Raw genomic sequence first — 14,541 nt, forward strand, 5'->3', positions numbered from 1 at the left:
TCATCTTGCCGCGCTCAACCTCGCGACGAACGCATCCATCACCTGCTGCACCGCACGATGCTGATGTGCGCGCAGTTGTTTGCGTTCGAACTGCTTCGGTGCGTTGCTCGGGTTGAGCACCTCGTAAGTCGACCAGTCGATGTTCGAGTGCCGAAGCTGGTCGAGCCCAACCGTACGAACCGGCTTGTCACGATTCTTCAGTGCCTCGGTCGCGTGGCCCGACCAGGTGACAGCGGTCGTGTCGACCCAAATGCCGTCAGTGAACATACCGCGACCCATGACCTCGAGAAACGAATTGAGGTCGTTCTTGCTCACGCGGTGTGACTCGGCAAAGAACTTCGTCTGCACTGCCGTGAGCGTGCCATCGGGCCGCTGCGCAACAAGGTCGACGCCGATATCTGCACCCGACCTGCCCGGCCACTGGTTCCAGAGCCAGACATGTTCGAACTGCGCGCCCCACGTCGCATCCTGCTCAAGGAAGTGCCGCACTAGCTCCTCAAGATAGTTGCCTTGCATGCGCTTCGAATCGGCAAGCCCGCGCAATTCATCGAGCAGCCGATCGAACTCGGTGTGACCACTCGACGGCGTGAACTCAACCATGAGACTCCTTGTGCTCGGCAATTGCGCGGTACGTAGAAACGGTGATCTGAGCATAGTTGTGGCCAGCGACGCCGGAGATGCGCACCGAGCAGGCACCGGTCCATGCGGCCCGGCTATTTCTCCGTTTGGGAACCGCGAGTCGCTAGTGCGATCGTCCAGACACGAGGTCGGCGATGCGCGCGAGGGGTGAGGTCGTCGCCCGGCCGCCGTATTCGGCTCGATCGGCGGCTCCGTAGGCACCGTAGATGACGCGGGTCGCGAGCCAGCGCAGGGGCTCGGGCTCCCAGCGGCGAACGCGGTGGCCGACCCAGGGCAGCCCGGTGAGTTCGGTCTCGCGACCGAGCACGAGGTCGCGCAGGGTGCGGCCCGCGAGGTTCGTCGTCGCGACGCCGGTGCCGACGTAACCGCCGGCGTGACCGAGGCCGGTCGCCGGGTCGAAGGTGACGGTGGCCGCCCAGTCGCGGGGAACGCCGAGGGTGCCCGACCAGAGGTGGTCGATGTCGACGCCGTCGAGCACGGGGAAGAACCGCACGAGCAGGTCGCGTAGCGTGCCGGCGGTGACCGGCTGGGTGCGGCCGTCGTCGTCGGTCGCCGAGTTCCAGCGGTACGGTACGCCGCGGCCACCGAACGCGATGCGGTCGTCGGCCGTGCGCTGCGCGTACATGTAGACGTGCGCGAAGTCGCCGAGCACCTCGCGGCCCTCCCAGCCGATGTGCTGCCACTGCCCCTCGCTGAGCGGCTCGGTCGCGATGAGCGACGAGTTCATCGGCAGCCACTCGCGGTGCAGGCCCTGCAGCCCGGCGGTGAAGCCCTCGGTCGCGCGGATCACTGCCCCGGCGCGCACGGTACCGGTGGCGGTCACGGCCTCGCCGGGCCGAATCTCGTCGACGCGCGTGCCCTCGTAAATCTCGACGCCGAGTTTGGCGACGACCTCACTCAGGCCCCGGGCGAACTTCGCGGGATGGATGCGCGCGGTGTGGGGCGACCAGAGCGCGCCGAGCGTGCCGGCCACGTTGATGCGCTCCTTCGCCGCGGTGGCGTCGAGTCGCTGCCAGCCGCCAATGCCGTCCCACGACTCGTCGTCGGCGAGCATCCCCTCGAGCCGCGCGAGCTGCGCGGGCGCATAGGCGACCTCGTGGTCGCCGCCCTTGACGATGTCGGCGTCGATGCCCTCGGCGGCCGCGACGCGAATCACCTCGTCGACGGTCGCGTTCATCGCGAGTTGGAAGTCGCGCGCCGCCTCGCGCCCGTGCGTCGACACGTACTGGTTGATGCCACCGGTCACCGAGTTGGTGAGCCAGCCGCCGTTGCGGCCCGACGCCCCGAACCCGCAGAAGCGCGCCTCGAGAATCGCGATGCGCGCATCCGGCTTCGCCTGTTTGAGGTAGTAGGCGGCCCACAGGCCGGTATACCCACCACCAACGATCGCGACGTCAACGTCGAGATCACCCTCGACCCCGGGCCGCGGCACGGGCGTGCCCAGATCAGTCCACCAGTGCGAGACGTTGCCGTTGATCATGGGCCCGGGCCCCCTACTCCCCCAGCGTGCGGGTCAGGTATTGGTTCGCGAAGACGCGGTTGGGGTCGACGTCGTTGCGCAGGGCGACGAAGTCGTCGAAGCGTGGGTAGAGCTCGCGCAGTTCGTCGGCGCGCAGCGTGTGCAGCTTGCCCCAGTGCGGGCGGCCGCCGGCGGCCTGCAGCACCTCTTCGACGGCGCCGAAGAACTCGAGGTGCGGCTCGCGCACGTACTGGTGCACCGAAATGTACATGGATTCGCGCTGGTACGCGGTCGACAGCGGCACCTCGTCGGCGCCGGCGCAGCGCACCTCGATCGGGAACGAGACGTTCCAGTCGTTCGCGTCAATGAGCTGCTGAATCTCGCGCACGACCTCGGGGCCGTCCTCGAGCGGCACGGCGTACTCCATTTCGTTGAAGCGCACGCGCCGCTGGCTCACGAACACGCCGTGCGAGTCGTCGACGTAGTGGCGGCGGCCCATGAGCGACGCCGAGAACTGGTTGATCTTCGGCACGACGCCGGGCACGACCGAGCCGAGCGACGCGACGAGCTGGTGCGCCCAGTTCTGCACGACCTCCTCGTCGACGAACTTCGCGAGCGCGGTCTGCGGGGCGAACGACTCGTCGGGCTCCTCGCCCGGCGCGAGGCGGCGGTTCGTCTTCACGAGCGCGGAATCGGCGTGCGGAAACCAGAAGAACTCGACGTGGTCGTTCGAGCGGGCGCGCTCGATGAAGCTTTCGACGACCTCGTCCATCGGCATGGCGTCCTCGCTCGCGGCGACGCGGAACGCCGGCACGCACTGGATGCCCACCTCGAGCACGACGCCGAGCGCGCCGAGGCCGAGGCGCGCGAACTCGAACAGGTCGGGATGCGTGCGCTCGTCGCAGTACACGATCGAGCCGTCGGCGAGCACCATGCGCAGCGACTTGACCATCTCGGCGAGGCCCGAGAAGCCGAGGCCGGTGCCGTGCGTGCCGGTCGAGATCGCGCCGGCGATCGTCTGCGCGTCGATGTCGCCCTGGTTCGCGAGCGCGAGGTTATGTGGGCCGAGCAACTTCGGGAGCTCGTGGAGCTTCGTGCCAGCGCGAAAGGTTGCGACGTTCGTGTCGGGGTTCACCGAGACGAGCCCGCGGTAGTCGTCGAAGTGCAGGCGCAGGCCCTCGGTCGCGGCGATGTCGTTGAACGAGTGCCCCGCGCCGACCGACTTGATCTTCAGCCCCGAGCCGGATGCTCCGATCACGAGCGCCTTCACGGCGGTCTCGCTCGTCGGTCCAGCGACGAGCGTCGACGTCTCGGTGACGCCACCCGACCAGTTGCGCCAGGCGTTGGGCCGACGCTTCGGCTTCGCGGTCTCGTCAGCGCTCATAGGTACGCGAATCCCTCTCCTCGATACGTCTTCCAGAAGTGTTCGATTATTCCACCCTTTACCACGGCGAAATCGGTGATGCGTTCAGCGAGTTCGCCAGCTTTTACGTGCCGCAGCCATACACGATCTCCAATTTCGAGCCCGCGGGCCGCGTGGCCGGTGATGGGCGTCTGCACCTCACCGGCGCCCTCCTCGTGCAGGTAGTGCAGCCCCCGCGGCCAGTCGATGACGGGCAGGCGGTCGGCCCCGGGCTTGCCGGATGCGCTCCAGCCGCCGCCGTGCAGGGTCACGATCTCGGCGGTCGGTTTCCGCACGACGTCGAGGCCAAAGAACGCGGCCGCCTCGTGCTGAAACCCGCGGAATCGGTCAAACGAGGCCGGCGAGAACAGGCCGCTGCCCGCAGCGATCTCGGTCACCGAGGGGTCGGCCGAGGTCGACTCGAGCGAGCCGGTGCCGCCGCCGTTGACGAACTCGAGCTCGCCGACGACGTCGCGCACGGCCGCGACCATCTCGCCCCGGCGCCGCGGCACATCCGCGAGCGACTGGTGCCGAATCACGCGGATCGCGGCGCCGCGCGGGGTCTGCGCCGCATCCGGCAGCCCGGCGACCTGCGACTCGTACGCCATCAGGCCGACGAGCCGCACGCCCTTGCGCGCCTGCACGGTGCGGGCGAAGGCGGCGGCCTGCGCGGCCTCGCGGATGCTCGAGCGGTAGACGCCGTACTGCAGGTGGCCGCGCAGCAGCGGCTTTGCCGGCCACCAGCTCACGTCACCCTCCATCGCGACGCGCAGCACGCCCGGCCCCGGCGCGACGGCATCGAAGAAGTCGAGGTGCTCGACCGAGTCGATCATGAGCGTGATGCGCTCGCGCAACTGCGCGTCCGAGCGCAACTCGCGCAGCGCATCCCGGTTCGCCGTCGGGTAGCCGAGCACGACATCCTCGTGCCCGCCGCGCGCGAGCATGATCGCCTCGGGCAGCGTGAACGCGAGGATGCCGCGGAAGCCCGGATGCTCGAGCACGCGCTCGAGCGCGGCGCGGGTGCGCAGCGACTTCGACGCGACGCGGATGGGCATGCCGCCCGCGCGCTGCGCCATCGCCGAGATGTTGCGGTCGAACGCCTCGAGGTCGATGACCCCGCAGGGCGCGGGCAGCGACGCGGCCGCCCGCCGCACGGATGCGCGCACGGCTAGTTGCTCTCGGCGGCGATCCGCTCGTGATGGCGGATGACCTCCGCGATGATGAAGCCGAGGAACTTCTCGGCGAACTCGGGGTCGAGGTCGGCGTCGTGCGCGAGCTGACGCAGGCGGGCGACCTGCTGCTGCTCGCGGGCGGGGTCGCTGGCGGGCAGCTCGTTCGCGGCCTTGAGTTCGCCCACCTGCTGCGTGCAGCGGAAGCGTTCGGCGAGGATCGAGATGAGCGCCGAGTCGATGTTGTCGATCGACTTGCGGATGCGCCCGAGCTCTTCGAGGGCCTGTTGTTGCTGCGCTGCTGACACCATGCTCACGATGGTATCGGCATCGGGCAGCTACTCGGACGGCGCGTCGGCGAGCACCTGCGCCGACGACGACATGCCGAGGCGCGAGGCGCCAGCCTCGATCATCTTCAGCGCGTCCTCGTAGGTGCGCACGCCGCCCGACGCCTTCACGCCGAGGCGGTCGCCGACCGTCGCGCGCATGAGGCGCACGGCCTCGACCGAGGCGCCGCCGGCCTTGTGGAAGCCGGTCGACGTCTTCACGAAGTCGGCGCCCGCAGCCTCGGCCGCCTGGCACGCGGCGACGATCTCGGCGTCGCTGAGCGCGGCCGATTCGATGATCACCTTGAGCAGCGTCGGCGCCGGCACTGCGCGGCGCACGGCCTCGATGTCGGCCTTGACGAGCTCGGGGTTGCCCGCCTTGAGCTGCCCGATGTCGATGACCATGTCGATCTCGTCGGCGCCCTCGGTCACGGCCTTCGCGGCCTCGACGGCCTTGATGTTTGAGTGGTGCTTGCCCGAGGGGAAGCCGACGACGGTGCAGATCTTCGGGCCCGACGCATCCGCCACCTCGGTCGCAACGTCGGGGTCGAGCCCGGCCGACCACGCGCCGCCGACGGGCAGCATGTTCGGCGAGACGCAGATCGAGAAGGTGCCGAGTTCGGCGGCCTCGCGGTAGAGCGCGATGACGTCGTCGTTCGTCGCGTCGGTGGCGAGCAGCGTGTGGTCGATGTACTTGGCGAGTTCCGCACGGTTCATGGGGCTAGTCTCCCACGCGGGCGTCGAGACCGGCCCGCACCTCGGGCCACTCCTGCTCAAGAATCGAAAACACGACGGTCGACCGCTTCGAGCCGTCGGCGCGCGGGCGATCCTCGCGGAGGATGCCGTCGAGGTGCGCGCCGAGCTTCGTCACGGCCGCCCGCGAGCGATCGTTGAGGTTGTCGACCTCGAATACGACCCGGTGCGCGCCGCCGTCGAACGCTGCCGCGAGCAGCGCCCGCTTCGCCTCGGGGTTCACGGTCGTGCCCCACACCTCGGGGCTGTAGGCGGTGTAGCCGATGATCACCGATTCGCGCCGGTAGTCGGCGTTGTAGAACGACGTCGTGCCGACCGCGCGGCCGTCGAAGCGCACGAGGTAGGTGCGCGAGTCATCGCCGCCCGGGCGGTAGCCGTCGAACCAGTCGGCGAACGAGTCGTGGTTGCGAAAGGCCTCGACGCCGCCGCCGAAGCCGCCCGCGAAGACGTCCTCGCGCCACAGCGCGGGCGCGAGTTCCTCGAGCCCGGCCTGGGTGATCGGCTCGAGGCGCACGCGCGTGCCCTCGAGGACGGCGTCGCGCTCCGGCAACTGCATGGCTACTCGCCCTGCCAGACGACGTCGAACGGGGTGTTCGCCGAGATCGCACGCTGGATGCCCGCGGTCACGAAGTCCTTCGCCGCGTCGACCGCGTCGTGGAGCGACTTGCCCTGCGCGAGGCCCGCCGAGACGGCGGTCGCGAGCGAGTCACCGGCACCCGAGACGCCGGCGGTGCCGACCTTCGGGCGCGAGTACTCGACGAGCTCCGAGCCGTCCCAAAGCACGTCGACGGCATTGTCGCCGGGGGTCGCGAGGCCGCCCTTCACGAGAACGGCCTTCGTGCCGAGCTCGGAAATCTTCTTGGCGGCATCGCCGAGGCCCGCGACGGTGTCGATCTCGTCGACGCCGGCCAGCGTGCAGGTCTCGAAGTAGTTCGGGGTGATCACGTCGACGATCGGGAGGATCTCGGCGCGCAGCGCGTTGTCGATGTCGAGGGCCGCGCCGGGCTCCTGGCCCTTGCAGATGAGCACGGGGTCGCAGACGATGTTCGGCAGCTTCGCCGCGGTGAGGATGTCGCGCGTCGTCTCGATGGTCGGCACGGTGCCGAGCATGCCGATCTTCACGGATGCGGGCTGCCAGTCGGCGAGGATCGCCTCGGCCTGATCGCGCAGCACCTGCGAGTCGATCGGCACGAAGCGGTGGTTCCAGCCGTCCTTCGGGTCGAACGAGACAATGCAGGTGAGGGCCGCGGCGCCGTAGACGCCCAGCTGCTGCAGCGTGCGCAGGTCGGCCTGCACACCCGCGCCGCCAGTGGCTTCCGAACCGGCAATGACAAAGGTGACGGGTGGCGTGGTCATGGAACTTCCTCGACGTTGGGGTGGTGAACGACGTTCATTAGCCTACGCGCGTCACCACCCCACCGCATCCGTTCGTTACTTCGTGTCGAGGTGTTCGGGGATGCGCACGGCCACGGTCTGCGCCTCGAGCTTCGCCTTGCGGCGGTGTCGCAGGTGCTGCACACCCGAGATGACGAGCGCCGCGGCGAGCACGAGGTAGAGGCCGATCGTGAACGGCGAGCTCCAGAGCACCGAGACGTCACCCTCCGACACCGCGAGCGCGCGGCGCAGCTCGGTCTCGGCGAGCGGGCCCAGCACGCCGAGCACGGTGATGCCGGCGTAGAGGTAGTGGTTCGGTACGCTGAGCAGCTTCGCCCACACGCCGGCGAGCGACATGTTGATGAACAGCAGCACGAGCAGGCCGATGAGCAGCGAGGCAAGCAGCGTCCACACGAGGTCGGCGTTGTTGGTGAGCAGCAACGGACCGGGCTGGAGGCCGAACTGTTGGAACGCGGCGAGGATGATCGCGGCGGTCGACGAAACCGGTAGGCCGAGTGCAAGCAGCGTGCCCATCGCCGTACCGGTGGTCGCGTTCCCCGCGGCCTCCGGCGCGGCGGGGCCGCGCAGTGAACCGGTCGTGCCGAACTCCTTGTCGCCGCGACGCTTCGCGAGCGTCTTCTCGGTGCCGTAGGCGAGGAACGTCGGTACCTCAGAGCCGCCGACTGGCACGATGCCGAAGGGCAGACCGAAGGCGGTGCCGCGCAGCCAGGCGGGCAGCGCGTAGCGGAAGTCCTTCCAACCGAGCATCGCGCGGCGCTGCTGGATGGGCTTCACGACGGGCTCGGTGCACGAGGGGCCGTCGAGGCCGATGAAGGTGAGTGCGAGGCCCATGCCGAGGCCGCCACGAACCGCCAGTTCGGCGACCTCGTGAAGCTCGAGGGACTCGTGCGGCGAGACCGCGCGCTCGAGTCGCCGAGCGACGTCGAGCGGCTCACGACAAACCTCGGGTTTCACGCCGCGATCTGGGACGCGGCGCACAACCCCGTACTCGTCGACCTGCTCAATCGCCTCGCGCTGCACCTCACGCACGCGCCGCACTCGACGCTCTCGGTCGGCGACCGCTGGGAGCGCTCGCTCGACGAACACGAGGCCCTCGTCGCGGCGATTGACGCTCGCGATGAAGGCCTCGCGCGGCAGCTCGCAAGCGACCACATGCGGGCCGCGCGCGAGCTGCGCATCCGGTTGTTGCGGGGGTTGCCCGGCTAGCTCTAGCTAGTCGCCGAGCAGGTTGTGCAGCTCGATGATGTGGTCGCGGGCCGGGCCCGTGCCGATCGCCGAGATGCGGGCGCCCGAGAGTTCCTCGACCGCCTTGACGTAGTCCTGCGCGTTCTTCGGAAGGTCGGCGAAGTTCTTGATGCCCGAGATGTCCTCGTGCCAGCCGGGGAACTCCTCGTAGATCGGCTTGGCGTGGTGCACGTCGGACTGCGACATCGGCATCTCGTCGTAGCGTGTGCCGTCGACGTCGTAGGCGACGCAGACGGGAATCGTGTCGAAGGTCGACAGCACGTCGAGCTTCGTCATGACGATGTCGGTGAAGCCGTTGATGCGCGACGAGTAACGGGCGACGACCGAGTCGAACCAGCCGGTGCGGCGCGGGCGACCCGTGGTGGTGCCGAACTCGCCGCCGCGCTGGCGCAGCTTCTCGCCGACCTCGTCGTCGAGCTCGGTCGGGAACGGGCCCGAGCCGACGCGGGTGATGTACGCCTTCTGGATGCCGACGATGCGATTGATCGCGCGCGGAGAGACACCCGAACCCGTTGCGACGCCGCCTGCCGTGGCCGACGAGGAGGTCACGTACGGATAGGTGCCGTGGTCGATGTCGAGCATCGTGGCCTGGCCGGCCTCGAACACGACGATCTCGTTACGGTCGAGCGCCTCGTGCAGCTCGAGCGCGGTGTCGCCCACCATGGGGCGCAGCCGGTCGGCGTACTGCAGCAGGTTGTCGGTGATCTCGTCGACGCTGAACGCGCGGCGGTTGAACGCCTTCACGAGCAGCTCGTTCTTCTGCACGAGCGCACCCTCGACCTTCTGGCGCAGGATGTTCTCGTCGAAGAGGTCTTGAATGCGGATGCCCACGCGGGTCATCTTGTCGGCGTAGGTCGGGCCGATGCCGCGTCCGGTCGTGCCGATGCGGCGCTTGCCGAGGAATCGCTCGGTGACCTGGTCGAGTGCGCGGTTGTACTCGGGGATCACGTGGGCGTTGCCCGAAACGCGCAGTTTCGACGTGTCGACGCCACGCTCGTCGAGGTGCTCGATCTCTTCAAACAGCACGCCGAGGTCGACGACGACGCCGTTGCCGATCACCGGTGTGACGCCCGGCGTGAGGATGCCCGAGGGCAGCAGGTGCAGGGCGTACTTCTCGTCACCGATGACGACCGTGTGCCCGGCGTTGTTGCCGCCGTTGAACTTGACGACATAGTCAATGCGGCCGCCGAGAAGGTCGGTCGCCTTGCCCTTTCCTTCGTCGCCCCACTGACTACCAATGATTGCTACGCCTGGCATGAGCTCCCTACCCTTTGCTAGCTAACACTTAACTCTACGTCGAGCTAGCCTCGCTCTGCCTCAATCGCGCCGATCGCGCTCGAATCGGCGTCGTTGAGCAGGTCGGTGAGGCGGTCGACTTCGCTCGTCTCGCCGATGGCCCGGGCCGACTCACGCAGCAGGTAGAAGCAGCGCAGCACGCCACGGTTCGGCTCGTGCGACCACGGCACGGGGCCCTGGCCACGCCAGCCCGCCTTTCGCAGCGCATCCAACCCGCGGTGGTAGCCGACCCGCGCGAACGCGTAGGCCTGGATGGTCTGGTCGGCCGAGAGCGCGAGGCTCGCGAGCTCCGACCAGGCAAGCGACGATGCGGGATGCTTTTCAACAATCGCCTCGGTCGCCGCCTCGTTGTCGGGGAGGTTGCCGAGGTCGTCGAGAACCTCGGGTTCCTCGGGCAGCAGGGTTTCGGGAATGCCAAGCAGGTTGTCCATGCCGCCCATTATCCCGAGGTTGTATTGACGGTAGGGAAAGTGGCCCCAGTGGCAGAATCACGAGCGAGCATCCTTCAACTCGATCTCGGAGGCAGCACCGTGATTCCCGCCGACGCACAACTCATTGCCATCGACATGCAACGGGTCTTCCGAGACCCCGACAGTGTGTGGTGCTGCACCGGCTTCGACGCCGCCCTGCGCAACATCGAACGGCTCGCGACCGCCGTCTCGACGCCGCCCATCTTCACCCGCTTCGTGCGCGACCCTGCCGAGGTTGGCACCTGGCGCGAGTACTACGACCGCTGGCCCACCACTCGACTCCCGCCCGACAACCCAGCGTGGGAGCTCGAGATCGGCTCGCTCACCGCATCCGACACCCTCGACGCCCCAACGTTCTCGAAGTGGGGCAACGAACTCGCCCGCCTGCCGATCACGACGCCGCTCATTCTTACTGGCGTCGCCACCGACTGCTGCGTACTCGGCACCGCCCTCGGCGCCATCGATGCGGGCCGCAAGGTCATCGTTGTCACCGACGCGTGCGCCGGCGGCACCGACGACGCGCACATCAAAGCGCTCGAACTCCTCGGCCTGCTCGACCCGCTCATCACACTCGTCACAACGGACGAATTGCTCGCGCAGTAACAAACCGTCGCCCCCTTCCGGTGCGCGTGTACAGTGAACGAACGAGTACACGTGCTCCGGGGTCGGTGAAAATCCGAGCCGGCGGTAAAGTCCGCGACCCGCATCTCACGATGCGGCTGATTCGGTGCAATTCCGAAACCGACGGTTAAAGTCCGGATGGGAGGCGCGCGGTACCTGACGTTCACGAACGTCGAGCAGTGCGTATCCCCGGGGCCAGATCTGGAGGACCCGATGGAGCGCACGAGCCGCGCCTGGCCGCGCTTTGTCGCGCCGGCGGCCCTCGCCGTCGTGCTCCTCACGGTTTGGGAGCTCGCGGTGCGCAGCGGCGTCATCAGCGAGGAGTTCCTGCCCACGCCCAGCGCGCTCGCGGTGCGCTTTTTCACCGAGATCGTCGACGGCCCGCTGCTGCAGTACACCGGCGTCACCCTCGTCGAAGCGCTGCTCGGCACGCTCATCGCGGTGCTCGTGGCGGTGCCCCTCGGCTACCTCATCGCCCGCGTCGTGTGGGTCGACCTTGCGCTCACGCCCTACGTCACGGCGTCACAGGCGATCCCCGCCGTCGCGGTCGCGCCCCTGCTCGCGCTCTGGATCGGCTACGGCCTCACCCCGATCGCCATGCTCTGCGCGGTCGTCGCGTTCTTCCCGATGCTCGTCACGACCATCCTCGGCGTGCGCGCCCTGCCGAGCGACGTCATCGAAGCGGCGCGCCTCGACGGCGCGAACTGGTGGCAGACCCTGCTCTGGGTCGAGGCCCCGCTCGCGATGCCGAGCGTGCTCGCCGGCCTGCGCGCCGGCACCGCCCTCTCGATCACCGGCGCCGTCGTCGGCGAGTTCACGATGGGTGGCCGCGGCCTCGGCATGCTGCTCACCCTTTTCCGCGACGCGAACGACACCGAAGGCCTGTTCGCGACCCTGATCATGCTCGTGATCCTCGCCGTCGGCCTGTTCACGATTTTGCGCGTGCTGGATACGGTGCTCACCACCCGCTCGCGCGCCCGCTCTGCCGACACCCTCAACTCGCTCGATTCGCTCGACACTGACGAGATTCACCTCGTCCCACCGGCCGAGCCCTCCCCCAAAGGATCCGCGCATGTCTAGGTTCACCCGACTCGTCCGCGCCGCCGCCGTCGCGGCCGCCGCGGCNGCTCGCCCTCGCCGGCTGCCAGGGCGTCGCCTCCTCGCCCGACGCGAGCGGCGCATCCGGCGACACCCTCACGGTGGGCCTCACCTACACGCCGAACGTGCAGTTCGCCCCGTTCTATGTGGCCGAAGACCTCGGCTACTTCGACGAGGCCGGCGTCAACGTCGAGCTGCGCCACCACGGCGAGAGCGAGGAGCTGTTCGGCGCGCTCAAGGCNCGGCACCGAGCAGCTCGTCTACGCCGGCGGCGACGAGATCACGCAGGCTGCCGCGGGCGGCGTCGACCTGCAGTCGGTCGCAACGCTCTTCAACACCTACCCCGCGGTGCTCATCGTGCCAGAGGACTCCGAGATCACGACGCCCGAGGACCTCAAGGGCCACACCGTCGGCCTGCCCGGCCTCTACGGCCAGACCTACTTCGCGCTGCTTGCGATGCTCGACGAGGCGGGCCTGAGCCAGGACGACGTGGACATCCAAGCCATCGGCTACACGCAGCAGGCCGCGCTCACGGGCGGCCGCGTCGACGCGGTCATGGGCTTCTCGAACAACGACGCCGTGCAGTTCGAGGCGGAGGGCTTCCCGATTCGCACGATCGACGCGGTCGACCCCGCGCATCCAACCCTCGTCGGCCCGGCCGTGGCCGCCGATGCCGCGACAATCGCCGACCGCGGCGACGACGTGCGCAAGGTGCTCGAGGCCGTGCAGCGGGCGATCGAATACATCGCCGAGAACCCCGAAGCGGCCGTCGAGATCACCGCGAAGTACGTGCCGACGCTCACGAGCGACGAGCAGAAGGCGGCCGCGCTCGCGACGCTCGAGGCGACGATTCCGCTCATGGAGCCGCTCGGCGACGCGCCACTGCTCACGAACGACCCCGACACGTGGGCGGCGATGGCCGAGTTCATGTTCTCGTCGGGCCTCATCGACACCGAGGTTGCGCCCGAGTCGCTCTACACGAACGAGCTGCTACCGAGCGCATAGCGGCACAATAGAGCGAGATGAATGAGCAGTCACCAACGCACGAGCTGAGCACGTGGGGCGTCGGCCCCTGGCAGGGCGAGTGGCCCGACGACCCCCGTTACGACCCTGAGTTGCTGGAGCACGGCGACACCCGCAACGTCATCGACCGGTTTCGGTACTGGAAGATGCAGGCGATCGTCGACGACCTCGACACGACGCGGCACCCGTTTCACGTCGCCATCGAGAACTGGCAGCACGACATGAACATCGGCTCGATCGTGCGCAGCGCGAACGCGTTTGGCGCGAACACGGTGCACATCGTCGGCCGTAAGCGGTGGAACCGCCGCGGCGCCATGGTCACCGACCGCTACCAGCACGTCGTGCACCACGAGACGATCGAGGCGTTCGCGGCCTGGGCGCGCGAGGCCGGCATGCCGATTCTCGCCATCGACAATGTGCCCGGCTGCGTGCCGATCGAGACCACCGCGCTGCCCGAACGCTGCGTCTTCCTCTTCGGGCAGGAGGGGCCGGGGCTCACGCAGGAGGCCGTGGATGCGTCGGAGCAGGTAATCGAGATCACGCAGTTCGGTTCGACGCGCTCGATCAACGCCTCGGCGGCCGCGGCCGTGACGATGCACGACTGGGTGCTGCAGCACGTCTACGGTCGCCGGCCGTAGTTTCGGGGGTTGACGGGGTCGTCTATTCGGCTCCCGGGTCGCCTGTGGGATTGTCGTCGTCCACAGCCGCACGCCGACCATGCCTGCCCGGCCGTCTGCCGGGCTTCACTGGCAGTGTGCTCGACCTCACTCCCCTCTTTGCCGCCAACTTCGGCGTGCTCTCCAACGCGCAGCTGCGGGCCGTGCCGCTCGACAAGGTCGAGGTTCGTCAACTGACCCGCTCGGGGCAACTGACGCAGCTGCGCCGCGGGTGGTGGTCAGGAACTGACCCGCATGCCGACGTAGTGAGCGCCGTCAAGGCGGGCGGTGTGCTCACCGGCCCATCGGCGCTGAAACTTCACGGCGCCTGGACGCCCGAGGGCCTCGGCGTCAACGTGCGCGCGGCGCGCGACGACCGCATCAAAGTCACAACCGACCTCACCACGCACCGACTGCGCGGCGAGGCGGCTCGCCCATGCGATACCGCCTGCGACTCGGCACTCGTCGCGCTGTTCGTCACCATGCTCGACTTCCCCGCCGACACTGCGACTGTGCTCGCCGACTCGCTGGTGCAGCAGGGCATCTTGAGCGAAGCCCAGATCGAGCGCGCTGCCTTGCTCACCGGCCCTCGCGGTCAGGAGGTGCTCGCGCGATTCGATGCGAGCGCGGAGTCCGGCACCGAGACGCTGGTGCGACTCTGGCTGCGCTCGCATCACATTCGCTATCGCACGCAGGTCGAGATTGGCGAGGTCGGTCGCGTGGACTTCCTCGTCGGCAAGTCGCTCATCATCGAGGTCGACAGCAAATCGCACCACACGTCTGAGGAGGCGTATCAGAACGACCGCACCCGCGATCTCGCGCTCACCAGCCTCGGCTACCGCGTGATTCGCGTGACCTACGAGGACGTCGTCTCGCGGCTCGACGAGGTCGGACAGAGCATTCTGAGCCTCGTGCGTGATGGCGTGCACCGGCGCGGGCCCAATTCGGGCGAGGGCACCGAGGCTGCGTGACCCAGCTGTCCCATATAC

17 protein-coding genes, 1 pseudogene and 1 riboswitch are annotated in these 14,541 nt (G+C 68.5%); of the genes and pseudogenes, 7 read left to right on the plus strand and 11 right to left on the minus strand.

What is annotated here, in order from left to right:
* The 9 genes from ID132_RS05335 to ID132_RS05375 form a co-directional block, all read right to left on the minus strand.
* Nucleotides 1–600 (minus strand): restriction endonuclease, encoded by a 600-nt coding sequence (locus ID132_RS05335; protein WP_193128046.1) that lies wholly within the window; start codon nucleotides 598–600, stop codon nucleotides 1–3.
* Nucleotides 601–742: 142 nt separating this feature from the next.
* On the minus strand, nucleotides 743–2,119 hold the full coding sequence (locus ID132_RS05340; RefSeq protein ID WP_193128047.1) for an NAD(P)/FAD-dependent oxidoreductase: 1,377 nt from the start codon (nucleotides 2,117–2,119) through the stop codon (nucleotides 743–745).
* Between the two features lie 13 nt (nucleotides 2,120–2,132).
* On the minus strand, nucleotides 2,133–3,482 hold the full coding sequence (locus ID132_RS05345) for a D-arabinono-1,4-lactone oxidase (protein ID WP_193128048.1): 1,350 nt from the start codon (nucleotides 3,480–3,482) through the stop codon (nucleotides 2,133–2,135).
* Nucleotides 3,479–4,666: an alanine racemase gene (locus ID132_RS05350; protein WP_193128049.1), complete on the minus strand. Its 1,188-nt coding sequence runs from the start codon at nucleotides 4,664–4,666 to the stop codon at nucleotides 3,479–3,481. Before ID132_RS05350 ends, ID132_RS05345 begins: the two co-directional genes overlap by 4 nt.
* Before the next feature lie 2 nt (nucleotides 4,667–4,668).
* On the minus strand, nucleotides 4,669–4,980 hold the full coding sequence (locus tag ID132_RS05355; RefSeq protein ID WP_125107527.1) for a chorismate mutase: 312 nt from the start codon (nucleotides 4,978–4,980) through the stop codon (nucleotides 4,669–4,671).
* A gap of 27 nt (nucleotides 4,981–5,007) precedes the next feature.
* The gene (gene deoC, locus ID132_RS05360; protein ID WP_193128050.1) at nucleotides 5,008–5,712 is read right to left on the minus strand and encodes a deoxyribose-phosphate aldolase; all 705 of its coding nucleotides are present in this window, start codon (nucleotides 5,710–5,712) and stop codon (nucleotides 5,008–5,010) included.
* Between the two features lie 4 nt (nucleotides 5,713–5,716).
* Complete coding sequence (locus tag ID132_RS05365; protein WP_193128051.1) at nucleotides 5,717–6,304, minus strand: GNAT family N-acetyltransferase; 588 nt, start codon at nucleotides 6,302–6,304, stop codon at nucleotides 5,717–5,719.
* 2 nt (nucleotides 6,305–6,306) lie between these two features.
* Nucleotides 6,307–7,104, minus strand: coding sequence for a PfkB family carbohydrate kinase (locus ID132_RS05370; RefSeq protein ID WP_193128052.1), 798 nt, complete (start codon nucleotides 7,102–7,104; stop codon nucleotides 6,307–6,309).
* A 75-nt stretch (nucleotides 7,105–7,179) separates the two neighbouring features.
* Nucleotides 7,180–7,974, minus strand: coding sequence for a tripartite tricarboxylate transporter permease (locus tag ID132_RS05375; protein WP_413229350.1), 795 nt, complete (start codon nucleotides 7,972–7,974; stop codon nucleotides 7,180–7,182).
* Nucleotides 7,975–8,010: 36 nt separating this feature from the next.
* Here ID132_RS05375 and ID132_RS05380 point away from each other — a divergent pair, with 36 nt between their 5' ends.
* On the plus strand, nucleotides 8,011–8,349 hold the full coding sequence (locus ID132_RS05380) for an FCD domain-containing protein (protein ID WP_328743691.1): 339 nt from the start codon (nucleotides 8,011–8,013) through the stop codon (nucleotides 8,347–8,349).
* 6 nt (nucleotides 8,350–8,355) lie between these two features.
* On the opposite strand, the gene ID132_RS05385 is transcribed toward ID132_RS05380, so the two are convergent.
* Both ID132_RS05385 and ID132_RS05390 read right to left on the minus strand, forming a co-directional pair.
* A complete protein-coding gene (locus ID132_RS05385) occupies nucleotides 8,356–9,645 on the minus strand; it encodes an adenylosuccinate synthase (RefSeq protein WP_193128053.1) in 1,290 nt (429 codons plus the stop codon).
* Nucleotides 9,646–9,689: 44 nt separating this feature from the next.
* Nucleotides 9,690–10,115, minus strand: coding sequence for a DUF3151 domain-containing protein (locus ID132_RS05390; RefSeq protein ID WP_268898496.1), 426 nt, complete (start codon nucleotides 10,113–10,115; stop codon nucleotides 9,690–9,692).
* 48 nt (nucleotides 10,116–10,163) lie between these two features.
* Between ID132_RS05390 and ID132_RS05395 the strand changes: the two genes are divergently transcribed.
* From ID132_RS05395 to ID132_RS14720, 6 genes and pseudogenes are all read left to right on the plus strand, one after another.
* Nucleotides 10,164–10,757, plus strand: a complete 594-nt coding sequence (locus tag ID132_RS05395; RefSeq protein ID WP_211198277.1) for a cysteine hydrolase family protein — start codon at nucleotides 10,164–10,166, stop codon at nucleotides 10,755–10,757.
* A 48-nt stretch (nucleotides 10,758–10,805) separates the two neighbouring features.
* Nucleotides 10,806–10,929: riboswitch (FMN riboswitch) on the plus strand.
* A 59-nt stretch (nucleotides 10,930–10,988) separates the two neighbouring features.
* A complete protein-coding gene (locus ID132_RS05400) occupies nucleotides 10,989–11,855 on the plus strand; it encodes an ABC transporter permease (protein WP_125107521.1) in 867 nt (288 codons plus the stop codon).
* Nucleotides 11,856–11,974: 119 nt separating this feature from the next.
* A pseudogene (locus tag ID132_RS15180) lies at nucleotides 11,975–12,046 on the plus strand (hypothetical protein); the annotation flags it as partial.
* Complete coding sequence (locus tag ID132_RS14355) at nucleotides 12,018–12,878, plus strand: ABC transporter substrate-binding protein (protein ID WP_211198278.1); 861 nt, start codon at nucleotides 12,018–12,020, stop codon at nucleotides 12,876–12,878. The pseudogene ID132_RS15180 and the gene ID132_RS14355, both read left to right, overlap by 29 nt.
* Nucleotides 12,879–12,895: 17 nt before the next feature.
* Nucleotides 12,896–13,534 (plus strand): TrmH family RNA methyltransferase, encoded by a 639-nt coding sequence (locus tag ID132_RS05410; protein WP_193128054.1) that lies wholly within the window; start codon nucleotides 12,896–12,898, stop codon nucleotides 13,532–13,534.
* 116 nt (nucleotides 13,535–13,650) lie between these two features.
* Nucleotides 13,651–14,523 (plus strand): type IV toxin-antitoxin system AbiEi family antitoxin domain-containing protein, encoded by an 873-nt coding sequence (locus tag ID132_RS14720; RefSeq protein WP_164509792.1) that lies wholly within the window; start codon nucleotides 13,651–13,653, stop codon nucleotides 14,521–14,523.
* The last annotated feature ends 18 nt before the right edge of the window (nucleotides 14,524–14,541 follow it).

Source organism: Gulosibacter sediminis (assembly GCF_014904065.1).
GTDB classification, from domain to species: Bacteria; Actinomycetota; Actinomycetes; order Actinomycetales; family Microbacteriaceae; genus Gulosibacter; species Gulosibacter sediminis.